17 protein-coding genes are annotated in these 26,254 nt (G+C 34.1%); 7 read left to right on the forward strand and 10 right to left on the reverse strand.

Annotated elements, in window-relative coordinates; all coding sequences use genetic code 11:
- Positions 1–42: 42 nt before the first annotated feature.
- Genes AC07XU_RS15325 through AC07XU_RS15335 form a run of 3 tightly spaced genes read left to right on the forward strand, consistent with a single transcriptional unit; the run spans position 43 to position 8,339 of the window.
- Complete coding sequence (locus AC07XU_RS15325) at positions 43–5,031, forward strand: translocation/assembly module TamB domain-containing protein (RefSeq protein ID WP_494944516.1); 4,989 nt, start codon at positions 43–45, stop codon at positions 5,029–5,031.
- Positions 5,015–7,333: a translocation and assembly module lipoprotein TamL gene (gene tamL, locus AC07XU_RS15330; RefSeq protein WP_494944517.1), complete on the forward strand. Its 2,319-nt coding sequence runs from the start codon at positions 5,015–5,017 to the stop codon at positions 7,331–7,333. The genes AC07XU_RS15325 and tamL overlap by 17 nt, the downstream gene beginning before the upstream one ends.
- Positions 7,334–7,337: 4 nt before the next feature.
- Positions 7,338–8,339, forward strand: a complete 1,002-nt coding sequence (locus tag AC07XU_RS15335) for a YihY/virulence factor BrkB family protein (RefSeq protein WP_494944518.1) — start codon at positions 7,338–7,340, stop codon at positions 8,337–8,339.
- Here AC07XU_RS15335 and AC07XU_RS15340 read toward each other — a convergent pair.
- On the reverse strand, positions 8,336–10,489 hold the full coding sequence (locus tag AC07XU_RS15340; RefSeq protein ID WP_494944519.1) for an ATP-binding protein: 2,154 nt from the start codon (positions 10,487–10,489) through the stop codon (positions 8,336–8,338). The two genes, AC07XU_RS15335 and AC07XU_RS15340, sit on opposite strands and share 4 nt — an antisense overlap.
- 119 nt (positions 10,490–10,608) lie before the next feature.
- Complete coding sequence (locus AC07XU_RS15345) at positions 10,609–12,498, reverse strand: DNA topoisomerase IV subunit B (protein WP_494944520.1); 1,890 nt, start codon at positions 12,496–12,498, stop codon at positions 10,609–10,611.
- Positions 12,499–12,764: 266 nt separating this feature from the next.
- Between AC07XU_RS15345 and AC07XU_RS15350 the strand changes: the two genes are divergently transcribed.
- The 4 genes from AC07XU_RS15350 (at position 12,765) to AC07XU_RS15365 (ending at position 18,361) form a co-directional block, all read left to right on the forward strand.
- Positions 12,765–14,117: an APC family permease gene (locus AC07XU_RS15350; protein ID WP_494944521.1), complete on the forward strand. Its 1,353-nt coding sequence runs from the start codon at positions 12,765–12,767 to the stop codon at positions 14,115–14,117.
- Between the two features lie 3 nt (positions 14,118–14,120).
- Entirely contained in the window at positions 14,121–15,281 is a 1,161-nt protein-coding gene (locus AC07XU_RS15355) for a trans-sulfuration enzyme family protein (RefSeq protein ID WP_494944522.1), read from the forward strand.
- Positions 15,282–16,619, forward strand: coding sequence for an MFS transporter (locus AC07XU_RS15360; protein ID WP_494944523.1), 1,338 nt, complete (start codon positions 15,282–15,284; stop codon positions 16,617–16,619).
- Positions 16,620–17,002: 383 nt separating this feature from the next.
- Positions 17,003–18,361, forward strand: coding sequence for a DEAD/DEAH box helicase (locus AC07XU_RS15365; RefSeq protein WP_494944524.1), 1,359 nt, complete (start codon positions 17,003–17,005; stop codon positions 18,359–18,361).
- Between the two features lie 410 nt (positions 18,362–18,771).
- Here AC07XU_RS15365 and AC07XU_RS15370 read toward each other — a convergent pair whose 3' ends face one another.
- The 8 genes from AC07XU_RS15370 to AC07XU_RS15405 all read right to left on the reverse strand — a co-directional run bounded on the left by AC07XU_RS15370 (position 18,772) and on the right by AC07XU_RS15405 (position 26,203).
- Positions 18,772–20,010: a class I SAM-dependent methyltransferase gene (locus AC07XU_RS15370; protein ID WP_494944525.1), complete on the reverse strand. Its 1,239-nt coding sequence runs from the start codon at positions 20,008–20,010 to the stop codon at positions 18,772–18,774.
- 3 nt (positions 20,011–20,013) lie between these two features.
- Complete coding sequence (locus AC07XU_RS15375; RefSeq protein ID WP_494944526.1) at positions 20,014–20,862, reverse strand: DUF1365 domain-containing protein; 849 nt, start codon at positions 20,860–20,862, stop codon at positions 20,014–20,016.
- 96 nt (positions 20,863–20,958) lie between these two features.
- Positions 20,959–22,203 (reverse strand): NAD(P)/FAD-dependent oxidoreductase, encoded by a 1,245-nt coding sequence (locus AC07XU_RS15380; RefSeq protein ID WP_494944527.1) that lies wholly within the window; start codon positions 22,201–22,203, stop codon positions 20,959–20,961.
- Between the two features lie 53 nt (positions 22,204–22,256).
- Complete coding sequence (locus AC07XU_RS15385) at positions 22,257–23,285, reverse strand: SAM-dependent methyltransferase (protein ID WP_494944528.1); 1,029 nt, start codon at positions 23,283–23,285, stop codon at positions 22,257–22,259.
- Between the two features lie 67 nt (positions 23,286–23,352).
- Positions 23,353–24,132 carry a DUF1295 domain-containing protein gene (locus tag AC07XU_RS15390; protein WP_494944529.1) on the reverse strand — a complete coding sequence of 260 codons (780 nt, stop codon included), beginning with the start codon at positions 24,130–24,132 and terminating at the stop codon, positions 23,353–23,355.
- Positions 24,133–24,176: 44 nt separating this feature from the next.
- Positions 24,177–24,506 carry a DUF1475 family protein gene (locus tag AC07XU_RS15395; protein WP_494944530.1) on the reverse strand — a complete coding sequence of 110 codons (330 nt, stop codon included), beginning with the start codon at positions 24,504–24,506 and terminating at the stop codon, positions 24,177–24,179.
- 381 nt (positions 24,507–24,887) lie between these two features.
- A complete protein-coding gene (locus tag AC07XU_RS15400; RefSeq protein ID WP_494944531.1) occupies positions 24,888–25,616 on the reverse strand; it encodes an acyl-CoA desaturase in 729 nt (242 codons plus the stop codon).
- Positions 25,617–25,705: 89 nt separating this feature from the next.
- The gene (locus AC07XU_RS15405; RefSeq protein WP_494944532.1) at positions 25,706–26,203 is read right to left on the reverse strand and encodes a cupin domain-containing protein; all 498 of its coding nucleotides are present in this window, start codon (positions 26,201–26,203) and stop codon (positions 25,706–25,708) included.
- Positions 26,204–26,254 lie beyond the last annotated feature (51 nt).

Genomic DNA, 26,254 nt, shown 5'->3' on the forward strand with positions numbered 1-26,254 from the left:
ATTAGCAATAAAAATAAATTTACCATCAAAAATTCATCTCAATTGAATAAATATTTACGTAAAGGTCTTAAAATTTTGTTGTGGATAATAGCAAGCATTATCCTTCTTGTTGTATTGGTGGCAGTATCACTGAATATTCCAGCAGTTCAAAATTTTGTAAAAGATAAAGCCATAACCTACCTTAAAAACAAAACTAACACCGAAGTTAGCTTAGAAAGTATAAAGATTGCTTTGCCTAAAGATGTTGTTTTAAATAAATTTTACATCGAAGATAAACAAGGCGACACCTTACTTTATGCCGAAAAATTGCAGGTAGATATTAGTTTATTTAAACTTTTAAAAAACACCGTCGAGATTAATAACATTGAGCTAAAAACAATACGGGCAAATGTAAAACGAATTAATCCGGATACTACTTTTAACTTTTCTTTTTTGGTTGATGCCTTTATGAGCGAAGAGAAAAAAGATCCAGAAGTAGATACAACATCAGCCCCACTTAAATTTAGAATTGATAAAGTTTTGTTCGAAGATATTGGCATTACTTACAGAGATGATGTTGCAGGCAATGATGTTAAACTTTATTTAGGAGAATTTAAAACTAAAATAAAAAATTTCGATTTAGCCAACCAAAACTATGTTATCAAATCACTTAGTTTAAAAAACACCTCATTAAATTACCTGCAGCAAAAACCATTAACTGAACTGGTACAACAGATTACTAAAAGTGTTGATGACACCGAAAAAACTACAGGCAAGCTGCCAAACATCGAAATTCAGGATTTTGAATTTAGCAATGTTAAAGTTAACTACGATGACAGATTAAGTACCACCAAAGCTATTGCCAATATTAATGAGTTGGGTTTAGTAAACTTAAAAGTAGATTTAACAAATGGCAAATACGATGCTGATGAAGCAAGATTAAACAAATCGAATATTTTATTTGCATTTAAACCTGCACCAGCAAATACTTTACCTAAAACCCAAGATACCGTTACCGAAAAATCATCGCCATTGGCACTATTTTTAAAGAAAGTTGATTTTAACGATAATGCTGTTCAATTCGATAATTTGAGAGCAAAACCAGCAAAAGGTTTAGATTTTAACCATCTAAAAATCACCGATTTGGATTTTGGGGCAAGTGATTTAACCTTTGCAAATGGCGGTATATTGGTAAAAGTAAACAACGGCTCTTTTAAAGATAAAAGTGGTTTTGCTTTAAATGAATTAAAAGGCGATGCAACCTATACGGATAAGCAGATTAAGCTAGCCAACTTTGTTTTAAGAACTCCAAATACAAGTATAGAAAATACCACAGAGCTAAACTTTACATCATTAGACGATTTAACAAAAAATCCTGAGCGTGTTAAACTAAGCTTAAACTTTAAAAACACAGTTATTGGTTTACGAGATGCTGTATTTTTTAGTGATGCAATTCCGGCTAATTATAGAAACGAGAAGATTACATTAAATGCCAATGTAAATGGTTTCATGAATAACCTAAATATCGCTCAGCTAAAAATTAATGGTTTAAAAAACACACAAATAGACATTAGCGGAATTGCTAAAGGTTTGCCAGATGTAAATAAAGCCTATTTAGATTTAAATATTAAAAGGTTTAGTTTAACTAAGGCTGATTTGTTGGTTATTGTACCCAAAAGCTCGCTGCCTCCATCAATAGAATTACCAAACGCCATAAATGCTAGAGGTAATTTTAAAGGTTCAATGACGGATTTTAACACCAACCTTAATATCCAAACTGATATGGGTAATGCCGTAATTGTTGCAGGCATGAAAGGTCCCAAAGGGAGAGAAAGTTATAAAGCTAATGTGAGCTTAAATAATTTTAATGTAGGCAGATTATTGAAACAACAAGCTACTATCGGTCGAGTAACTGTTAAAGCTGATGTGGCTGGAACAGGATTAGATCCAAAGAAAATCAATGCCAAATTTAATGCAAACGTAATTAGTGCGGTTTACAATAAATATAATTACCGTAACTTAAAAATGAGCGGCACCTATGCTAATCAATTGGTTAAAATTAAAGGTAACATGCCCGATAGCAATGCCAATTTCGATTTAGATGCACAAATTAATTTGGCAGGAAAATACCCAGCAATAAAAGCTAATGTGGGTTTAAAACAAATCGATTTACAAAAATTAAATTTTAGTCCGACTGAATTTAAAGTTGCCGGAAATATTAGAGCAAATATTACTACTGCAGATGTAGATTATTTAAATGGAGATGTTTATGCTACAGGTTTGCAACTCGTAAAAGATGGAAAGAGATTTAATGTAGATACAGTTCAGGTTAATGCAGTTTCTAATGAAACATCAAACAGTTTAAGTTTAAAATCTGAGCTTTTAAGCGCTAAAATTGATGGTAAATATCAATTGAGTAAAATTGGAAATGCGGTAATTAATCAGATCAATAAGTATTATCAATTTGGGGAGGTTGTTCAAATCCCTGATCAGCGTTTTAGGTTTGCAGTAAATCTTTACAATCCTAAATTTTTACAAGATTTTGTTCCCGAACTTAAAACTTTTCTGCCTTCAAGAATGAGCGGACTAATAGACACCGAGAAGGATAGTTTAATTATGAATGCATCGTTTCCGAAAGTAGTTTATGGAGATTTTAATGTAGACAGCCTCCGCCTTGCGGTAAATAACAACAACCAAAAATTGAATTATGGTTTAACGATCAACAGTATCCAAAGTCCTTCTGTTGTATTATTTAACACTGAAATTTCTGGAGCTGCTGCAAATAACAAGCTAGATTTAAACGTCTTTTTAAGAGACAGACAAAGAAGAGATAAATATGTAATTGCAGGTATTTTCCAGTCGATTAATAAAGATTTCAGGTTTAACCTCGACCCAAATAAACTTTTGTTAGACTACGAAAAATGGACCGTAGCTCCAGAAAACTATATTCAATTCGGTCAATCAGGCATTTTAGCAAATCAATTTAATTTAAGTCAAGGAACTCAATTATTAAGTATCAATAGCATAAACAATACACCAAATTCTCCACTGCGTGTTGAGTTTAAAAACTTTGAAATTGAAACCTTAACCAAATTCGCTGATGCTGATACTGCTTTAGTTGGCGGAACAATAAATGGTTTAGTTGATGTTAAAGATTTAGCATCTACCCCGAAATTTGAGGCAAACTTAAACATCAACAAATTACGTTACCAAAAAGATGAACTTGGCGAATTAAGTCTTTTGGTAAACAACAATACTAACAACGCTTTTGAAGTTGATGTGAGACTAAAAGGTGTACATGAATTAAGAGCTAGTGGTTTTTACTATACTGCACCGCAAAGTGCTTTAGATTTGGCCATTAATATTGATAAAATTGATTTAACTCAAATTGAAAGTGTGAGTATGGGCCAAATACGACAAGGTAAGGGAACCATTACTGGGCAGTTTACTGTTAAAGGCGAACCAACTGCTCCGAAAGTATTAGGCGCTTTAAAATTTAATGATGCTGCGTTTAATGTTGCCTACATCAATTCGTACTTTACGATGCCAACTCAAGAAATTACTTTTAACAATCAGGGTATAAGATTTGATGATTTTACCTTGATTGATTCTTTAGGCAAGAAAGCCATAATTGATGGTAATATCTTTACAACTGATTTTAAAAATATAAGATTTGGTTTAGACATTAGCACTGATAATTTTAGGGCGATAAACTCTACCGCAGCTGATAATGATATGATTTATGGAACTGTTTATCTAACCAGTAACATTAAAGTTCGTGGAGATTTAAACCAGCCAGATGTGAATATGAATGTTAGGGTTGATAAGGGAACAAAATTCTTTTATGCTTTGCCAACTTCAGATCCATCAGTAATTGAGCAAGATGGTATTGTACAATTTATTGATAAAGATGCTCCTCCTTTTAATGGCGAAAAACCCTTAACAACTGATAGCGTGAGCAAATCGCCACTTACTGGTATTAATTTAGTTGCTGCAATAACTACAGATCCAGAGGCAGAATTAAATGTGGTTGTTGATCCTCAAAATGGAGATCAATTGAATATTAGAGGTGAAGCTAATTTAAATGCAACGATAGACCCAAGTGGTAAAATAAGCATGACTGGCCGTTACGAAGTTGTAGATGGTTCATATAGTTTAACGGTTGCTCCTTTAGGTAAAAGACCATTTAAAATTGTTGCTGGTAGTACTATTATTTGGACGGGAGAACCAACAGCAGCCACAGTAAATTTAACTGCACTATATGAAGTATTGGCTGCTCCTATTGATTTATTAAACGAGCCAGAAAACGTACAAGCTAAAACTAAAATGCCTTTTCAGGTTTACCTTTACATGAAAGATGAGTTGTTAAAACCAAGCATTTCATTTAAAATAGAATTGCCAGAAAACGAACGTACATCAGCAATTGGAAGTTTAGCCCAAACTCGTTTAAACATTATTAATAGAGATGAAAGTGAGTTAAACAAACAAGTTTTTGCCTTGCTAGCGCTTAATAGATTTATAGCTAACAATCCTTTCCAGAGTTTAGCTGGCGGTGGCGGTGGTGTTTCTACCTTAGCCCGCTCTAGCGTAAGTAAATTGTTAACTGAGCAGTTAAATAATTTAGCATCAGATTTAATACAAGGTGTAGATTTGAATTTCGGCGTCAACTCTTCAGAAGATTATTCAACTGGATCTTTAGAGCAAAAAACGGATTTAGAAGTTGGTTTATCTAAAAAATTATTGAATGATAGATTAACAATTACCGTTGGTAGTTCATTCGGTTTAGAAGGACCTAGAACCCAAGGAGAAAATAATTCGAATATTGCTGGTAATGTAAACATTGATTATGCCTTATCAAATGATGGAAGGTATAGATTAAGATTTTACAGACGCGACCAAAACGAAGGAATTGTTGATGGACAGATTATAGAAACTGGAGTTGGATTTACATTAGTGGTAGATTACAATAAGTTTAGAGAGATATTTCAAAAAAGAGCAAAACGATTAAGAAACCAAACAGAACAAAAACCAAAAGATGAAACAACTAATTAAACCTACTTTTATATTCTTAGCTTTTTTGGTTTTAGCTGGTTGTAGCACTACTAAAAGATTAAAACCAGGTCAATATTTATATACTGGTGCCGATGTAATCATTAATCCTGATTCAAGCAAAAAAATTGATAATGAAAAGGAGATTAAAACATCCTTAGAGAATAAAACTCGTCCGAGGCCAAATAAATCGTTATTAGGCATAAAATGGAAGTTATTGATCCACAATTTAGCGCCAGATACCGTAAAACCTAAAGGAATTGGTAATTGGTTAAAAAATAAAATTGGCGAAAAACCTGTTTTATTAAGTGAGGTAAAGCTTCAATATAATAATGATGTATTAGAAAGTTATTTACTAAGTCAGGGTTATTTACAAGCTGATGTAACTGGAGATACGATAATAAATGGTAAAAAAGGAAAAGCTGTTTATACCGCAAATACAGGGATTAGATATAAAATTAACAGCATAACTTTTCCTCCAGATACTGGTACTTTAACAAAAATCATCAACACAAATAAAGATAAAACCTTATTAAAAGTTGGTAATTTTTACGATTTAGATACTTACAAAAATGAAAGAGTAAGGATTGATAATGATTTAAAAGAAAGCGGATACTTTTATTTTAGTCCTGATCATTTGATATTACAAGTTGACAGTACAATTGGTAAAAATTTGGTTGATATAAATGTAGCGGTAAAAAATACAACGCCAGATGCAAGTCTTAAGCCTTACAATATTAAAAACATCAATATTTATCCTAATTACAATTTGAGGAGAGATAGTGCGTTAAGAAAATTAACTCCTGTTGAATATAATGATTTTAGTATTTACGATGATAGAAATACCTTCAAACCAAAATTGTTCGATAGGTTAATTTTCTTTAAAAAAGGAGAAAATTATAACAGAACAGACCATAATCAATCATTAAATAGAATGGTTAATTTAGGCGCATTTAGAGATGTTAGGGCTGAGTTTTTGCCAATTGATAGCTTTAAAAACAACCAGCTTAATCTAAATATTTTTCTAACTCCGTTAAAGAAAAATTCATTAAGTTTTTCTGTAACTGGAACAAACAAATCGAACAATTTTGTAGGTTCTGAAGTAAAAGTTACTCAAACCACCAGAAACTTATTTAGAGGTGCAGAACAGTTAGATGTAAGTGCAAGTGGTGGTTTTGAAACGCAATATAGCGGTTTGGCAAGAGGTTTAAATTCATACTCGCTAACCTTGCAAGCCAAATTAACATTCCCGCAATTTATTGTGCCTTATTATAAACCAAAATCTACCAATGCCTTTATTCCTAAAACAGTAGCCTCACTTTCTTATCAACTGCTAAATAGAGGATCTCAATATTCTTTAAATGCTTTTAAAGCAGAATTTGGCTACAATTGGAAAGAAAATGCTCGTAAAGAACATACTTTTAACCCAATCTCTGTAAGTTATGTACAAGCTGGATTCCCTTCCACAACTGTTAGAGATAGTTTATTTGAGGCTAATCCAGTATTGAGAAGTTTATTAGAAAATCAATTCATTATTGGAAGTAATTATAATTTCACCTTCTCAAACCAAATGGAAACATATAGGAGAAATAATTATTACTTTAACGGTGGAGTAGAAACTTCTGGTAATTTATGGGGACTTTTTGTATCAAAAAATGATTTAGGAGAACGAAAATTATTTAATACTTCTCTGAACCGATTTGTTAGATTTGAGGCAGATTTTAGGGACTATTATAAGATCAACAGAAACGTAACATGGGCAAGTAGACTAAACTTAGGCTATGGTTTGGCTTATGGTAATACTACTACATTACCTTTTGTTCGTCAGTTTTTTGCTGGTGGAAGTAATGACATAAGAGCATTTAGAGCAAGAACTTTAGGACCTGGAACCTATAAAGTACCTGATGACCAAACTTTCTCTGATCAAGGTGGTGATATAAAAATGATGCTTAACACTGAGTTAAGATTTAAAATTGTTAGTGTTTTACATGGTGCCGTTTTTGTTGATGCAGGTAATATTTGGTTAAGGAAAGAAGATACAGGAACGCCTGGAACAACAGATACTGGACGACCAGGTTCTGGTTTTAAACTTAATAGGGCTTTTAATGAGTTGGCTGTTGGTACAGGTGCTGGTTTAAGGGTTGATGCTCAAATTTTTGTGATTAGATTAGATGGTGCATTTCCAATAAGAAAACCATTTTTACCTGATGGACAGCGTTGGGTTTTAAATGATATTGATTTTGGAAGTAAAACTTGGAGAAGAGAAAATTTCATTTTAAACATAGGAATTGGTTACCCGTTTTAATAGTATGAGTTTAATTAAAAAGATTAGAAGTTTTTTTATTGTATTATATCACTTATTTGTTGCAGCTGGAAAAGGCTTTGTTGAAGACAGAGTAATGAAGTTAAGTGCTGCCTTAGCCTATTATACCATATTTTCTTTAACACCATTAATTATTATCGTTATATCTGCCGTAAGTATTTTTTTGGGTGATAACATGGATCCGAATACCAAGCTATTCGGTGAGATTAGCGAAATGATTGGCGTTGACGCTGCAAATCAATTAAAAGGATTTGTAGATAATGCTAATCTTTCAGGTAAAAGCACTTTTGGTTTAATCATTGGTATTATTACTTTATTGGTAGGTTCATCAGCTATTTTTATTGAAATACAAGATAGTATTAACTTAATTTGGAAAGTAAAGGCGGTACCTAAAAAAGGATGGCTGAAGTTAATAACCAACCGTCTATTATCATTTTCGTTAATTGCCTCATTAGGTTTCTTGCTATTGGTTTCACTCGTTATTAATAGTGTTGTTGTGGGTATTGGGAGCAAATTAGAAATTTATGCTTCAAGAGTTGGAATTGAAGAAGTTTCTGGTTTCTTTATGCTGATTTTAACTAATGCCTTAACATTGGCGGTTGTAACCATAATTTTTGCCGTGATCTTTAAAGTTTTACCCGATGTTGATTTAGAATGGAAACCTGCACTTATTGGCGCATTGTTTACTGCATTAATGTTTAGTTTAGGTAAATATGCAATTGGCATTTACATAGAAAAAGGAAATCCAGGATCAGCTTTCGGAGCCGCTAGTTCTATCATCGTGATTTTAGTTTGGATTTATTACACTTCAGTTATTTTATATTTTGGAGCTGAGTTTACTCAAGCTTATGCCGAAAAATATACTGATGGCATTTCTCCAAGCAAATACGCAGTCCACTTAAAAACTATCGTTATAGAGAAAAAAGTAGATGTGTTACCTCCTCAACATCCCGAGGATACGGTTAATAACCCGGAAGAGAAAGTTTAATTTTTCTTTAAATAGGCTGCAATTTTTTCCATTAAATCTCTTTCAGAAAATGGTTTCAACACTAAATCATCGATACCAGATTCGATATACTTCTTCCTGTCTTCTTCTAAAACATTTGCCGTAATGCCTAAAACAGGAATACTGGCTTTCAATTTATCAGGATTTTGTCTGATGTTTCTCGTCAATTCAACTCCTCCCATTTCTGGCATTTGTATATCTGTTAAAACCAAATCGTAGGTGTTGAGCTTAAATAATTCAAGTGCTTCTTTGCCATCGTAAACGGCATCACTGTGTATTTTATATTTTTTTAGTACCGTTTGGGCCAAAAGGATGTTCATTTTGTTATCGTCAGCCAATAAAATGCGCTTATTCTCTACCCCTACAACTTCTACATTACTAATAATTTCATTGTTTAAAGCCTTATTTGTAAGGCATACTTCATAAGGGATTTGGAAACTAAAAATTGATCCTTTTCCAAGTTCACTTGTTACACCTATTTCACCACCCTGAAACTCTACTATTCTTTTACAAATCGCTAATCCCAGGCCAGTTCCTTTTTGTTTAATTTTAGTAGATGAATAATAAACCTGTGCAAATTCATCAAATATCATGTTGAGATCTTCATTACCAATACCAATCCCGGTATCAATAATCTGAACTTTTAAGAACCCTTGCTTTTTTGAAGTGTAATTAACATCCGCTTTCAGCGTAACAGAACCTTTATCGGTAAATTTAATCGCATTGCTAAGCAAATTCATTATCACTTGCTTTAAACGGAGCGAATCTCCAGAAAAACAGAAATTTCTTTTAAATGATATTTCACTTTTCAGGATTATACCTTTATTGGTTGCTTGTATTTTTATACTGTTACAAACTTCTGTTATGGCATCAAAAGGAACAAAAGAAATCTTATCAAAACTTACTTTACCGGTTTCATACTTAGAAAAATCCAAAATATCGTTTACAACATCAAGCAACATTACAGAAGAACTTCTTATTGCACTTACTTGTTCTATTTGTTGCGAGTTTAATTGCCCCTGACTTAACTGTTCAGAAAAACCAATAACAGAATTCAAAGGTGTTCTAATTTCATGACTCATATTGGCTAAAAATCTACTCTTAGAACTAGCATACTGAGAAGCTTTTAAGCTGTGGTTGATTAATTCGCTTTCATTTTGAAAAATTTTCCATAAATTATAAAGTATAGACAAAACTAAGATTACCAAAAGAACCAAGCTAAGCACAAAAATCTTATCTATACTATTAACTGTTTTATCGATGTTATTTTTTAGCTCTGTTTTATTTTCATAAGCAAATTGAATCTCTTTAGCTTTGTAACTTTGCAATAACGAAACAATTTCATCGATAATTTTACTGTTGAGCTGTAAGATCGCAATTTCATTTTTTTTAAGCATGGTATTCGCCGCATATAAATTGCGGAAATAATTATTCATGTTTTTTAACTGAAGCTTATTGAAGTTTCGACTTTGTAGTGAAGTATCTAATTTAACTTCTGTTTTTACATAACTTTTAACGGTATCAATAGCTTTATTTTTGTCCTTTTTCTTGAATAAATCTCCAACTCGCTGTAAAAATTTTTTGTCTTCTGTTTTTTTGGCGGTATTAATGGTATCTATAGTTACCATTGTTTTCAACTGCTTATAAGTTAGTTCTTTACCCTCATTAATCTTATATCTCGATTCTGAAGTGTCTATTCCTGTTGATACCTGTATTAAACTATCAGTTAATTGCCTGAGCTTTAAATAAAGCTGCGTTCTTATTCGCTTTTGAACAACTAAACCGCTTAAATTTTTTGGATCAGATTGATGTTCTTCATCTGCCGCATTTTTTATATTGTTTAAGATGTTCGATACGAAGTTAATGTCTGCAGCAAATTTTTTAATGTATTCTTTTTTGCCAGTAACAGCATACAATCTCGAATTATTATCAGCTTTATAAAGCATTACAACACAAGTATCTACTAGTGAATAATCCTCCTTTAATTCAGAAAGCTGCTTTATATTGATAGTAAGGTCATTTACCTTGCTGTATTTAATGTAGAAAAAAATAGCACAGATAAATAATGTTAATATTAAAAACACTAAAAGACCGTAGCGAGTTGAGGCGTTTTTTTTAGAAGAAAATGGCATATTAATCTGTTATAAAAATGTGTCACTCCTAAATTTTTTTAGGGTAAAAAATTAATAACAAATAGGGATATACAATAATACGTTAAAAGAATTTTGTTTTAAGAAATTTTTTTATTTTTTTAAGCAACTTCTAAATCATTTGTATTTGCTGCATTGCGCTCTTCATCTCCTTCTCTAATTTCATCTTTTTCGATGCGTAGGTTTCTAATAATGTGTTGTTGGCGTTCTGGTGTGTTTTTACCCATGTAATATTCCAATAACTTTTTAATAGTCTGCTCTTTTAAAATAACGGGGTCTAACCTAATATCTTTCCCAATAAACAAACCAAACTCATCTGGCGATATTTCTCCCAAACCTTTAAAGCGGGTAATTTCTGGTTTGCCACCTAATTTTTCAATCGCATCTCTTCGCTCTTCTTCGCTATAGCAATAAATGGTTTCTTTTTTATTTCTTACCCTAAATAATGGCGTTTGCAAAATGTAAACATGACCGGCTTTTACCAAATCAGGAAAAAATTGCAAAAAGAAAGTCATCATTAACAAACGGATGTGCATCCCATCAACATCGGCATCTGTGGCAATAACGATATTGTTATAGTGAAGGCCTTCTAAACCATCTTCAATATTTAAAGCATGTTGTAAAAGGTTAAATTCTTCATTTTCGTATACCACCTTTTTGGTTAACTCATAGCAGTTTAAAGGCTTACCTTTTAAACTAAATACCGCTTGGCAGTCAACATCTCTAGACTTTGTGATAGATCCTGAAGCAGAATCTCCTTCCGTTATAAAAAGTGTAGTATCATATCTTTTCTCGTGGTTAGAGTTAAAGTGAACTTTGCAGTCTCTTAATTTCTTATTGTGTAACGATGCTTTTTTTGCTCTATCGTTAGCCAACTTTTTAATACCAGCAATATCCTTTCTTTCTCTTTCAGATTGGATAATACGTTTCAAAAGTGCATCAGCAACATCGGCATGTTTGTGCAAATAATCATCCAATTCCTTTTTTATAAAATCATTTACAAAACCTCTAACCGACTGCCCTTCAGGGGCAATTTTTTCTGAACCGAGTTTAGTTTTGGTTTGAGATTCAAAAACTGGTTCTTGTACACGTATGGCTACAGCAGCAATAATTGAGGCTCTTACATCATTTGCATCAAATTCCTTTTTGTAAAATTCACGTACCGTTTTAACAACAGCTTCTCTAAAAGCAGCTTGGTGAGTTCCTCCTTGTGTGGTATACTGTCCATTTACAAATGAGTGGTAATCTTCACCATATTGCTGCCCGTGGGTCATGGCAACTTCTATATCATGTCCTTTTAAATGTATTATCGGGTAGCGAATTTCTTCTGGTTTATTTTGCTTAGAAAGTAGATCATATAAGCCTCTTTCAGAAAAATATTTCTGATTATTAAAATTGATAGTTAATCCAGTATTTAAAAATACATAGTTCCAAATCATGCTTTCTACAAAATCTGGTATGTAATGGTAGTTTCTAAATATAGTTTCGTCTGGATAAAAAGTTATAGCGGTACCGTTACGTTGCGTAGTATCTATTTCTGGATGCTCTAACGTAATTAAACCTTTGCTAAATTCTACCTTTTTCGTTTTGCCATCGCGATAGCTTTGTACCACAAAACTTGTTGATAATGCATTTACTGCCTTGGTACCTACCCCATTCATCCCTACAGATTTTTGAAAGGCATTGCTGTCATACTTTCCGCCGGTATTCATCTTACTCACGCAATCAATTACTTTACCCAAAGGGATTCCACGACCATAATCTCTAATATTTACCTTTTGATCGCTTAAAGTTATGTCAATAGTTTTTCCGGCACCCATCATAAACTCATCAATAGAGTTATCCATGATTTCTTTTAGAAGTACATAAATACCATCATCTTGCGCAGAACCATCGCCAAGCTTACCAATATACATACCTGGTCGGCGGCGAATGTGCTCCTGCCAATCCAGTGATTTGATACTATCTTCGTTATAAATCGGTTCTGCCATAATTATAGAGTTATTAATTGGTCGTCATTTCGATCCCGATTATTTCTTCGGGAGAGAAATCTCTTAGTTAATGCAATAAACAAACAGATTTCTCGGTCGTTCCTCTGTCGAAATGACGAGAAACAACTCAGCAATACAAATTTAACTTAATCTTACTGCATATCAATTACAAAGTTTCCACAATTAAACATTTAAAATCAAGATTGAAACTGTGAATTGAAAACTGAAAACTATTTTTTGTACCTTCCAAAATCAATTTAAATACAATGCCAGAAAAAAAACAACTCTCTCTTTTTGATCTTGCCATGATTGTGGTAAGCTTGGTTATCGGAATGGGAATTTTCAGAACTCCTGTTAACGTAGCAAGTAAAGCGCAAATCCCTGAACTTTTCTTTTTAGCTTGGATTGTTGGTGGTTTTGTAGCGCTTTGTGGCGCATTAACTTATGCCGAAATAGGTTCTCGGTATCCAGTTACTGGCGGATACTACAAAATCTTTTCTGTATGTTATCACCCATCAATTGCGTTTGCAATTAATTGTATTATCGTTGTTTCCAATGCTGCATCGGTTGCTGGGGTTTCATTAATTGGAGCCGAATATTTAAGTAAAGTTATATTAAGTGCCGACATGCAAGGAGGTGAATACCGTATCGCGATAGCTGCAGTTAGCATAATGATATTTTATCTGATTAACCTATTGGGATTAAAAACCAGTTCGAAAACTCAAAATGTGCTTACCGTAATTAAAATTGTGATGGTGCTTACTCTAATTTGCGCTGTGTTTTTTGGTGAGCAAACCTCAAGCATCACTCCTATTTTTAATGCTACTTCTGGCTTACCTGCTACTTGGAGCGATTATGGAAAAGCACTCGGACTTTGTTTAATTGCAGTTTCTTTCAGTTTTGGAGGTTACCAACAAACCATTAATTTTGGTGGAGAAACCAAAAATGCCAAAAAAATAATACCTCGTTCTATCATTATTGGTTTAGGCATAATCATTACTTTGTACATGGCAATTAACTATGCTTATGTTAAAGTAATTGGCTTTGAACAGTTAAAAACAGCCGAAAGCATTGCCGCCATTTTAGCGGGCAAAATTTTTGGTCCCGCAGGTTTCACCGTACTATCTGTATTAATTTTCTTTTCTGTTTTAGGCTATGTAAATGTTAACTTATTGAGCAATCCAAGAGCAATGTATGCCATGGGAGAAGAGAAAGCCTTACCAAGTATCTTCACCAAAAAAACAAAGAAAAACGATGTAATGATTGTAAGTCTAACTGTGTTTACCATCATCTCTATCCTCACTTTATTTTATGCACAAACTTTTGATAAGATATTAAACTACACCATTTTTTTAGATAGTATTGGCATGGCTTTTTCTGCTGCAGCTATTTTCTTTTTGCGCAAAACAACTGCTCATTTAGATAAAAGCACTATCTATACGATGAAGCTTTATCCTATTATGCCAATAATTTTTATTGCTGCCTATCTTTTTGTAACGGTAAGTATTTATAGTGATGATCCTACTGCAGCAACAAATGGCCTAATCATCTTTTTAGGATTTGTAGTTATCTATTTCATTACCAGGTTTTTCAACAATAGAAAGGCAAAAATTAACTAATTAATGGACTTATCATATATTTTAAATGAATTAGGCGAAGAAAGAGAAAACTATTTTAACGCTATTGCACCTCCAATTATACAAACTAGCAACTTTAAGTTTAATACAGTTGAAGATTTTCGGAAGGCACTGGCCGATGAATACCAAGGCAACTTATACTCTAGAGGATTTAACCCCACAATTGATATTTTAAGAAAAAAATTAGCGGCTCTTGATGGTGCAGAGGATGCCCTTGTTTTTGGAAGCGGCATCGCAGCGGTGAGCATTCCGGTTTTGGCCTTACTAAAAAGTGGCGATGAGGTAATTTGCGTAGAAAATCCATATAGTTGGACCATCAAATTATTCATTGATTTTTTACCGAAATTTGGTATTAAAACCACTTTCGTGGATGGAACTGCGCTTGAGCAGTTTGAAAATGCAATTACCAACCAAACTAGGTTGATTTATCTGGAATCGCCTAATACATTTAGCTTTGATGTGCAAAATTTAGCAGCCATTGCGCAAATAGCAAAATCAAAAGGTATTTTAACTATGATTGATAATAGTTATTGCTCGCCTATTTACCAACAACCAATTGCTTATGGTATTGATTTAGTGGCGCAATCGGCAACAAAATACTTAGCCGGCCATAGCGATGTTGTTGCAGGTGTGGTTACGGGGAAAAAAGAATTGCTCCAACAGATTTTCAACAAAGAATACATGAATATAGGTGCATCATTGGCACCACAAAATGCTTGGCTTTTGCTACGAGGCTTAAGGACTTTACCCATCAGGTTAGAAAAAATTAGTCAAACAGCAGATCAGGTTATTGCCTATTTAAATTCTCACCCAAAAGTTGAACGAGTTTTACATCCTTTTAGCCAAAACAATAAAGATTTGGCACTTGCTAAAAAGCAAATGAAAAAATGTGGTGGCTTGTTTAGCATTGTTTTAAAAGATGCAGATTTACCTAAAATTGAAACTTTTTGCAACAGTTTAAAGCATATTTTAATGGCGGTTTCTTGGGGTGGTTATGAAAGTTTAATCATTCCGGCATGTGCAGGCATTAGCAAAGCTGATTTCGACCACACAAATAACAGACATGTGTTGATAAGAATTTATATAGGATTGGAAGAAGCTGAGTATCTTATCGCCGATTTAGAACAAGCACTCTCAAAAATATAAATGCCACTAAAAATACTATCCTTTAAAAAACAATTGGCTTATTGCGCCGGAATGATGGGTTGGAGTATTATGTCCAACATTATTATTGTTATGCTCCCTTATTTTTACCTGCCTCCTAGCAGTGCAGGTTTATCGCCATTAATTCCTCAATTATTGGTTTTTGGAGCTTTTAATATCCTCTCTTTAATTTTGGCATCTGGCCGATTATTTGATGCTGCGTACGATCCATTTATTGCCTCGGTAAGTGATAGCAGCACTAACCCTAAAGGAAGGCGTTTCCCTATCATGAAATGGGCAATTATACCTGCTGTATTATTCTGCAGCTTAGTTTTTTATCCTATTGTAAAAGGCGAAAGCATAAACAATGCTTGGTGGTTAACTTTTGTATTGGCTGGTTTTTTCGTTTCAGTAACCACATATATTATTCCCTATAATGCTTTGTTGGCAGAACTTACACACACCCCCGAAGAAAAGGTAAAACTATCCACTTTTCAGCAGGTAGGCTTTGTTTTAGGGATGATTTTAGGTGCCTTATCTAACAACTTTGCAGATATAATTCAGTCAGTTTTTCACGTTACCGAGCGTTTTCATGCGTTGCAATACACCATTTGGGCGTTAAGTATTTTTTCTGGCTTAGTGATGTTTTTGCCAATTATCTTTATTAAAGAGAGAGATTATGTAGAAAGTAAACCAACACATATTCCGCTTTTGCCAGCCATTAAAAGTACTTTTAGAAATGCCAATTTTAAATATTACCTGATTTCAGATTTTACCTATTACACTGCTTTAAGCTTAATGAGTAGCGGCTTGCTCTATTATGTAACCGTTTTACTAGAACTCCCAGACTCTGATGGAGGTAAATTTATGGGAACGATGGTTTTGCTTTCACTTCTCTTTTATCCGTTTATAAATATTGGGGCCAAAAAATTTGGCAAAAAAACCTTGGTGCTTTTTGCCTTTGGTATTTTAAGTTTGATATTCGTAACCATATTCTTTTTAGGGAAACTGCCCTTCTCGCCTACCAATCAGATGTTTATATTGGTCGCTTTTGCATCGTTTCCTTTAGCTGCTTTAGGTATTTTACCTAACGCTATTTTAGCTGATATTGCCCAAAAAGATACTTTGGAAACAGGCGAAAACCACGAAGGAATGTTTTTTGCCGTTAAATACCTTTTTGTAAAACTCGGACAAACTTTAGGAATAGCCATTTTTGCCATGTTAACCGTATATGGAAAAGATCCTGGAAATGATGAGGGGCTACGCTTAAATGGTGTAGTTGGCTTTGCACTTTGTATTTTGGCTTTGTTGTTTTTTACTAGGTTTAAGGAGAGAAAGTAGCAAGATTTGAGTATCAAGTATCAAGATTGGGAGTAGAAATTTCTATCTAACATTTTCCATAAACTTCTTGCTTCGTTATATAAACCTGACTTAGCGAAAATACCCCGATTTTTCTTCGGGGATTGTAGCGAGGGCAGGGCTGCAATTGCCGAAAAGCACTAACATCGGTTTCCAATTCTCAGTTAGCAGTTTTCAAATACAACAATTCAGCAATCAAACAATAAAGCAATTCCTCTTCCTTTTACCTTTTCCATTTTCCATTATTATAATGTACCTTTGCAGCGAAGCAGAATTTCTTTATCATTTAAAGCAAACTCGCAAGTTAGTCCTTCCAGCAATGATTGTTCTAGCTTCTTCGACATTTTACATTTAAAAATTATACTTTGTTATTTTCAGAATTAAACCTCATAGCCCCTATTTTAAAGGCGCTTGAAACCGAAGGTTATACACAACCTACACCTATACAGGAGCAATCTATACCTTCTATTTTACTCAAACGCGATTTGTTAGGTTGCGCTCAAACTGGTACAGGTAAAACTGCAGCATTCGCTATACCGATGTTGCAATTATTAGATAAACCACACTCAAATGCTAAAGGTCCTAAACCAATTAGAGCCTTAATTTTAACGCCAACAAGAGAATTAGCGATACAAATTGAAGAAAGTTTTAAGGCTTATGGCCGTAACTTAGCTTTAAAACACTTGGTAATTTTTGGTGGTGTTGGACAAAAAGCACAAACTGATGCCTTGCATAGAGGTGTTGATATTTTGGTGGCAACGCCTGGCCGTTTATTAGATTTAATGAACCAAGGTTTTGTGAACTTACGCGATATCGAAATTTTTGTATTGGATGAAGCCGATCGTATGTTAGACATGGGTTTTATCCACGATGTGAAAAAAGTAATTGCTAAGTTACCTGCAAAAAGACAAACATTGTTTTTCTCGGCTACGATGCCAACCGAAATTCAGAAATTATCTAGTACGATTTTAACTAATCCTGTAAAAGTTGAAGTTACACCAATTTCTTCTACAGCAGAAAAAATACAACAAGCAGTTTATTTTGTAGAGAAACAAGATAAGCGTGGTTTATTGGCGCATTTGTTAAAAGATAAAGCGATTGAAACCGTTTTGGTGTTTACACGTACAAAACATGGCGCTGATAAAGTTGTTAAAGATTTGCTAAAAATTAACATTAAGGCCGAAGCTATACACGGAAATAAATCGCAAAATGCCCGTCAGAGAGCGTTAACCAACTTTAAAGCTCGTACAACTCGAGTTTTAGTAGCAACTGATATTGCTGCTCGCGGTATTGATGTTGATGAATTGGCACACGTAATTAATTATGAGTTGCCAAACATCCCTGAAACTTATGTACATAGAATTGGCAGAACTGGTAGAGCTGGTTTAAGCGGTATTGCTTACTCGTTTTGCGATGGTGAGGAGAAAGAATTTTTGGATGATATTGAAAAATTGATTGGCTTAAAACTTCCGGTTAATGAAGATCATCCGTTTGCGATGAGCTGGCAAAGTTTACTTTCTGCTGCGGCTGCGGCAAAAAGTGGTGGTAAGAAAAAAGGCAATCAACGCGAACCTCGTGAGCGTGAACCAAACTTAAGTGGTGCTAAAAAGAAACCTCAAGGTGGTGGTGCTAGAAAACCCAACCATACTGGCAGCACAGCAAGTGCAAACGCTGGTGGTGGTAACAGAAGGTTTAGCGGTGGTGGCAATAGAAGAAGGGATTAAACCCTAAATCCCTCCGATGTAAAATCGGAGCAGACTCTAAAGGGGACTTGATTTACATATTTTGTTCGCAACTTCTAAGCGACCTTGTCATTCTGGGCCTGAGAGGAATCTCACTTGAGAATTCTGCGTAGAGATTCTTCTCCGCCGCGGCGGATCTGAATGACAAAACTTGATATAAAAAATGGTTCGTAGTAATGCGGACCATTTTTATTTATCTCAATTCGTCTTTCCCATGCAGGTGGGAATCGTAATGCAGTCTAAAGGAGCGAAGAATTATTAAATGATAGTAAAGCGAATTAAGATGCCCAGTCAAGCTGAGCATGACGAACTTTCCAAGATATTGCGTCATTTGATTTAGTCGAGATTGCAAATCCAGACTAACGAAAAATCAACTGAAAACTGGCAACTGATTACCGCTCCGTATTATTCGGCCTCGTGTAAACCATTTGCATTACATTGATATTTCTCATTTCGAATGCAGCTTCGCAATAGTTTAAATAGTAATTCCATTTGCGAATAAATCGTTCATCAAAACCTAAAGCCTTCACTTCATTTAGCTTGTGATTAAATTCGATAAACCAGAGTTTTAAAGTTCGGGCGTAATCTAAACCTAAATCTTTTAAATCTACCAAAGTTAAATCACTTGTATTGTTGATGGCTTTGTTAATTGCTGCAACCGATGGCAATAAAGAACCAGGGAAAATATGTTTTTGGATCCAATCTACTCCTCTCCGTAAACTCTCGTATCTACTATCTGGACTGGTAATTACCTGAAAAGCCAAAATCCCGTTAGGTTTTAAAACCTCGGCACATTTAGCAAAATAGGTTTCTAAATAATTATGGCCAACGGCTTCTAACATCTCTACCGAAACAATTTTGTCAAATTGTCCTTCGATGTTTCTATAATCTTTAATGATGATTTCTATTTGACTTGATAAGCCAGCAGCAGCAACTCGTACTTGTCCAAGTTTTTGTTGCTCTTTAGAAATGGTTACCGTTGTTACTTTACAGCCATAATTTTTAGCCATAAAAATGGCATTTGCACCCCAACCACTACCAATTTCTAATACATGATCTGATGCTTTTAATTGCATTTGTTCGCAAAGGCGACGATATTTTTCATCCTGAGCTTGCGCCAATGTTAACTCTGGAGTTTTAAAATAAGCCGCAGAATAAGTCATTGATGGATCTAAAAACGTAGCAAAAAAATCATTATTTAAATCGTAATGCTCAGCAATATTTTTTTGAGAACCAGTAATACTATTTGAGCGATTATTATGATAAACGCGGTTAAACCATTTGAAAATATTCAATCCCAGCGATTTTACCTTACTCCCAGAAACAGAGGGTGCATTTTCAATATTTAGGATAATCCATTTGATAAGGTTGGTAATGTTATCTGTTTCCCACAGCCCATCTACGTAAGCCTCTCCAAAACCAATATCGCCATACAAAACAACACATTTAAAAAACTCTGCATCGTTAATAACCAAGTTGGCACTAAAATTTGCGTTCGACTTACCAATTTGAATATTTTCGCCATCAGGTAAAGTAAGGTTTAAAAAACCTTTGTCCATTTTACTTAGCGCATTGATAACCGCATTTTCGTAAAAGCCTGATTTCGATTTTGTAATGGAGAGAGATGACATTAGTTATTTTAAATTGGTTTTGTAAGGTTTATATACGTCTTTTTGTAGATGTTGGTTTGCAGCTTTCGGATGATAATTGACCTTCTTTATCCATAACTTAAATGCTTGCCAATGGATAAGCCACATGATACGCAAAGGTATCATTGGTATAGCAAAGAAACAACGTAACATGTAACTATTAGTTAGTGGTCTTTGCTCACCATTTAATGTACTTATAAAAAATCGATTTCCTTCTTTGTTATAATCGTCAATTTGAACAGTCAATTTTTTTGATGGAACAGTAAGGTGAAAATCAAAAAAATCATCTAAATCTATAAAGGGCGATACATAAAAATGTTTTTGCACCCTTTGCTTAAAGGCTGTTCCTTGTAACTCATCCTTACCAAAAAAGAACATTTTCATTTCATGGTAGGTATTGCTAATTTCGGCAATTGCGCAAAGCGGATTTTTATCCTCATCAAAACAAAAGTAAAAAGAAACCGGATTAAAGTTATAACCTAAAACCGCTAAATTGGTTAGCAGCATTATTTTACCATTTCCTATTTCCACATTGTGGGATTTTAAATAAACTGTGATTTGTTGTTTTGTTGAGGTTTGAGATGTGAGATGTGAAACTTGAGAAGTACCTCCATCCTTTCTAACCTCCGCTTTTTCTAACTCAATATGATCTTTATCTCTAAAACTGAATAAATTAAATCGATTATAACTAAACCAACGCAATTTCTTAGTTAAAACTTCAATCTCATCTAAATCGATGTAAAACATAAACACATTGTACCAAAAGCTGTGCTTCTTAGGCGCTAACCTATGATGCATTACTTTAGCTTTATATATAGATGAGGTTTGGTTCATTTTAAACAAATTTTGTCATTCTGAGTGCAACGAAGAATCTCCTTTTAGAATACACTTACATATGAGATCCTTCGCTATGCTCTGGATGACAAATCTCTACAATAATCTACACAAATCTACTGCACTTTTATAGGCATCTTCATGAAACCCATATTTAAAATAACTGCCGCAATAATAAACTGGTCCAGTTTCATTTAACTTATAAAGTTCTTCTTGAGCTTGCATTGCCGGCACATCAAACAATGGGTGTTCATAAGCAATTTCTCTAATTATTTTACTTTTATCTAGCGTAGCTGATGGATTGATTGAAACAAAATAATCAACTTTATCAGAAACGCCCTGCAAGTTATTCATCCAATAAATAGTGCTTGGTACCAGCTGATCTCCTTTTTTTTCTACGCGGTAATTCCAACTGCTCCATGCTAATTTTTTCTTAGGCATCTGTTTTCGATCAGTATGTAAAATTGCCGTATTTGGCTGATATTTAAACTTAGAAAGTAAGCGCTCTTCATCAGCAGTTTTATGTTTTACTATTTGATAAGTCTGGTTTGCATGACTGGCCATAATCACTTTATCAAATTCCAACTCCTCGCCCTTAGTTGTTGTCACTAAAACCTTTCCGTTTTCTAAACGCACAACAGAAGTAATTTTGCTATTTATTTTAATTCGATTTTTAAAAGGTTCAATTAACTTCTGGCGGTAAGATTGACTGCCATTATGTAAAGTATACCATTGATGTTGCGTATCTAAGCCTAAAAAACCATGGTTTTTAAAAAAACGAATTAACGAAACCGCCGGAAAATTTAAAATCTGATCCATTGGTGTAGACCAAACTGCAGAACTCATCGGAATTAAATACTTCCATACCATGTCTTCGCCATAACCAAACTCTTTTACATATTTACCCAAAGAGTAATCAGCATATTTCGGATCATCTAAAATGGCTACGCTTTCTTTGTTAAAACGGTTAATCTGCATTAACATTTTTAAGTAAGAAGGATTAAAAATATTTCGTTTTTGCGCAAATAGATGCTTAACACTTGAGCCTGAATATTCTAAACCAGTCGGTACATATTGTACACTAAAAGACATATCTGTCTTTTTTACTGGTGCATCTATTTCCTTAAACAAAGCACACAAGTTTGGATACGTTTCATAATTAAAAACCATAAAACCTGTATCCATATAAACAGTTCGGTCTTCCTCTTGTACGCCTACTGTATTGGTGTGACCGCCAATATAATTAAGCTCCTCGAAAAGCGTAATGTCATATTTATTTTGAAGCAAATGTCCGCAGCCCATTCCTGCTATACCTGTGCCTATTATTGCTAGTTTCTGCATTCTTTAATTAGATGTAAGAAGTGAGATTTGAGACAAATTGAGTGACCTAAACCCTAAACCTTTTCAAAAAGGTAGTGACAAACCATCCACTCGTTACCCTTATTGTAATTAAATAATTCGGCACAAGCCATGTAAAACAAACGCCAATACACCCACCATTTTACCGCTTGATCTTTACCATAAGTGTTTTCTAAAATGGGCATAATTTCTTTTTTATGCTTATCCATATTGCTTAACCAAGCTTCAGAAGTTTTACCATAGTTTGTACCGTTAACTACCCAATGTTTTTCGATTTTTAAATCGTCATTAAAGTAGAAAAACAAGTGGTTAGAAGGCATTATTCCGCCAGTAAAAAAATATTTACTCATCCAATCACTCTCGTCAATCACCTCGTACTTGTAGGCTAAAGTTTTGTGTGTAAAAATGTGTACAAACAATTTTCCATCTGGCTTTAAAAATGAAGCAACTTTTGCCAACAACAATTTGTAGTTGCGCATGTGCTCAAACATTTCTACGGATACTACCCTGTCAAAACTATCGGCAATGGTAAAAGTATTCATGTCTGCTGTTAAAACAGTTAAATTTTGTATACCTATTTTTGCAGCGGCATCATCAATAAACACTTTTTGTGTAGCCGAGTTAGATACCACTGTAAATTTACTTTCAGGATATTTTGCCGCCATGTAAAGTGACAACGATCCCCAACCGCAGCCCAACTCTAAAACATTTTGACCGTTTTCTAATTCAGCACGCTTGCAGGTTAACGCCAACATATCATCTTCAGAAGTATCAATGTCTTTAACGCCAGGGTTCCAATAACCACTGCTGTATTTTAAGTTTTTACCTAAGCAATACTGAAAAAATTCAGTAGGCAATTCGTAATGCTGTTCGTTGGCATCACTGGTATTTACTGCAATTGGCGATGATTTTAATTCGTTAACCAAATTAATAAATTTACGCTGCTGCAATTCTTCATCGCCAACAGTTTCGTCTGTTAAGCGCTGTTTTAATAATTTCCTAATTCCAGCACGTAAAACCGGATCTGGAAGTTTATCGTTTTCTATAAGTTTATCGTACCACATATTAAGTTATGAGTTTAGGGTTTGGGGGTTTGTATTGCGTCGGGTAGGTACTATCAACTCAAAACAATCAACTCCGAACTTTTTTTGCCCACGGGAAAAAAGCACTAGTTGTTTCTTGGTATTTTTTATAAGCTACAGGCTTACTGCGTAGGTTTTGTTCTTCGTTATTTGGCACACCGGTAACTCTTAGTAATAAGTATAAAATTACTACCGGACTAATAATCGCCAAAATGCCCCAAGGTGTGGCAAGCGCAAATATAAAATATGCCATCCAAGTTAGCCACTCAAAAAAATAGTTCGGATGCCTGCTGTAATACCATAAACCAGTATCGCAAACTTTGCCTTTATTATTTGGGTCTTTTTTAAATGCAGCTAACTGATTATCGGCAATCATCTCACCAAAAAATGCAATTATCCAAATGCCTAATCCTACATATTCTAAAATAGAAATTTCTGGATGTGGGTTGGCCGTGATAATGAAAAAAGGTATAGCCAATATTACATTAGATATAGCCTGAAACTGAAAAAATATTGCAAAATTACGATCGGCATCATTTCCCCATTCTTTACGCAACTGCACATACCTACCTTCTTCTTCATGCAAATGACCAATTACCCTTCGCCACAAATGGTAGCCTAAACGCAATTCGGCAATTAAAAACATACCACAAATTAATAGCTTTCGAGTTTCAAAACCTTCGGCCATTATAAAAGTGATAATAGTGATTACTGGAAAATTAAGTGCCCAAAAAACATCAACAACACCAGCATTTTTTATTTTTTTTGCCCAAAGCCATACCAAAAACATAATGGTGCAACAGGCAATAAGCGATACGAGAGCAATCAATAGTAGATGTTTATAATCCATTTTAATTATTGAATAATTAGTTTTTAACTATTTGCAAGCAATTCTTTTAAACCTTCACCGTTTTTAAGTTTAAACAGTTTTAGCAAAACATATGCACTAGTGGCAATAGCACCTAAACATACGAATAATATAACCCATACGATTTTAAGAAACATAGATTTTTCTTTGTAAAACATCCATAATGCGATAATGAAAATATTGGCATAAAAATCCCACAAAGTGGCTCTCATCCACGGTATAGAAGCTAAAAAATCCCATTCTTTAAATAGCGAACTTTCTAAACTAGTAGTAATAACAATGTAGGTAACCCAAACAAAAATCGCGGTGAATATTATTTTTAATGAGGTAATCATATCTTTTTTTGAAAAGCCAATTGGTGCTAATGGCAATGTTAGCCCTGCTTTACACTACAATTCCCGAGAAGGATCGGGAGATTTTCGTTTCAATCAGGTTTATTGAACTAAGTTAATGCAATAAACGAAAAAAGAGTAGGCGAAGTTTTGATTTTGCAAAATAAAAACCTGGAACTTGCAACTTAAAATAGCTGCACAAAAATTTTGTTTATAAACCTTTTTGAAGCGATATCCTTTTACAAAGCGAAGCGTGTAAAAGATTTAGCGGAAAGAAGGTGTAGTGTTAATATTGGTAGCGGTTTGCTTTTCAACTCAACAAAACCTTTATTATAAAAAAAGGCTAGTTAAATACCAGCCTTTATATCTATGTTAAAAAAGTGTTTAAACCTTTCTAATTCTAATTATTCGCATCCAATGCAAAACTTTCATCATCGGATAGGTTGGATCAAACTCCCACCATTTAGTTGCAAAATTAGGACTATTTGGTTTTTTGTGGTGATTATTTTGAAACAATTCTCCCATTAAAAGAAAATCCCAAGGTAAAGAGTTTCTGCTATGGTCTTCGTTATCGTGGTTTGAATAACCGTATTTATGTCCGCACCAATTCACAATTGCTCCATGCAAAGGCCCCATTAAAAAATGGATTGGCAATAATAAAAACATCCACCAGTATTCTGCAAAAGCAATATAAAAACCGATGTAAAAAATTCCACAAGAAATTCTCCAAATCCACGAATCTCCAATTCTATCAATTAAAGGCCATTCTGGATAATTACCTCTAAAAGCCGGTTCTGGCTCAATTTTGTGCTTAAGGTAATTCATGTACATGTTTTTTGTAGCAATCATCATCCCAAATACATCTTTAAAAAAATGTGGTGAGTGAGGATCTTTCTCAGTATCGCTATATGCATGGTGCATTCTGTGCAATATTGCGTAAGCTCTTGGATTTAAGAAGGATGAGCCTTGAGAAATTAATAAAATAAGGTAGAAGAATTTTTCCCAGAATGGCTCCATTTTAAACATCTTATGTGATGAGTATCTGTGCAAAAAGAATGTTTGACTAAAAAGGGATAAAAACCAGTGGGCTAAAAAAAAGATTAAAATGATCATGTAAGATTGTGTGTACTGTAGTAACGAATTTTAGACTGCTTGAGTTTTAATTCGTTACGGAAATTGAAATAAGTGACGTAAATATGTTTTTATCTACCAAAATCATCTTGAACGCGAACAATATCGCTCTCGTCTGAAGGGTTGTTAGCATAGGTATGTTGCCAAATTTCTGCAACAACGCCCCAATCTGCTAAACCAATAAGGCGATGGCGCTCACCTTGTTGTAACTTGATCTGATTTGTTGGATGATATTCTTTTACCTCGCCTTCTTCATCGGTATTGCTTGTTTTAATACCTACCGTACCAGTAACTACTTGCCAAATTTCAGCTCTACGGTGGTGATATTGCCAAGATAAACGTGTATTTGGCGCAACAATTAAAATTTTTGGGCTCAATTTACCGCCAATTTTAAGGCTATCTACATCCAATCCATCAAAATAGGTATCTGCAAATTGTTGTGCTTGCGCTTCATCAATTACAAAAAAACCACCCCAAGGACGGGTTTCATCACGATTGATAATGTTAAATCCTTCTATTTTTAAGCGTTGAGCTACGGTATCGAAAATTGCTGTTTTATTAGTTTCCATATATGCAAAAGGGTGTGATTAATGGTCGAACCACTAAAACACGATAATTAA

The organism is Pedobacter sp. GW456-11-11-14-TSB4 (assembly GCF_059424425.1).

Coding starts and splice junctions, on each gene's coding strand:
- tamL (WP_494944517.1), top strand. CDS start 5,015: ATGAAACAACTAATTAAACCTACTTTTATATTCTTAGCTTTTTTGGTT.
- AC07XU_RS15335 (WP_494944518.1), top strand. CDS start 7,338: ATGAGTTTAATTAAAAAGATTAGAAGTTTTTTTATTGTATTATATCAC.
- AC07XU_RS15340 (WP_494944519.1), bottom strand. CDS start 10,489: ATGCCATTTTCTTCTAAAAAAAACGCCTCAACTCGCTACGGTCTTTTA.
- AC07XU_RS15345 (WP_494944520.1), bottom strand. CDS start 12,498: ATGGCAGAACCGATTTATAACGAAGATAGTATCAAATCACTGGATTGG.
- AC07XU_RS15350 (WP_494944521.1), top strand. CDS start 12,765: ATGCCAGAAAAAAAACAACTCTCTCTTTTTGATCTTGCCATGATTGTG.
- AC07XU_RS15355 (WP_494944522.1), top strand. CDS start 14,121: ATGGACTTATCATATATTTTAAATGAATTAGGCGAAGAAAGAGAAAAC.
- AC07XU_RS15360 (WP_494944523.1), top strand. CDS start 15,282: ATGCCACTAAAAATACTATCCTTTAAAAAACAATTGGCTTATTGCGCC.
- AC07XU_RS15370 (WP_494944525.1), bottom strand. CDS start 20,010: ATGTCATCTCTCTCCATTACAAAATCGAAATCAGGCTTTTACGAAAAT.
- AC07XU_RS15375 (WP_494944526.1), bottom strand. CDS start 20,862: ATGAACCAAACCTCATCTATATATAAAGCTAAAGTAATGCATCATAGG.
- AC07XU_RS15380 (WP_494944527.1), bottom strand. CDS start 22,203: ATGCAGAAACTAGCAATAATAGGCACAGGTATAGCAGGAATGGGCTGC.
- AC07XU_RS15385 (WP_494944528.1), bottom strand. CDS start 23,285: ATGTGGTACGATAAACTTATAGAAAACGATAAACTTCCAGATCCGGTT.
- AC07XU_RS15395 (WP_494944530.1), bottom strand. CDS start 24,506: ATGATTACCTCATTAAAAATAATATTCACCGCGATTTTTGTTTGGGTT.
- AC07XU_RS15400 (WP_494944531.1), bottom strand. CDS start 25,616: ATGATCATTTTAATCTTTTTTTTAGCCCACTGGTTTTTATCCCTTTTT.
- AC07XU_RS15405 (WP_494944532.1), bottom strand. CDS start 26,203: ATGGAAACTAATAAAACAGCAATTTTCGATACCGTAGCTCAACGCTTA.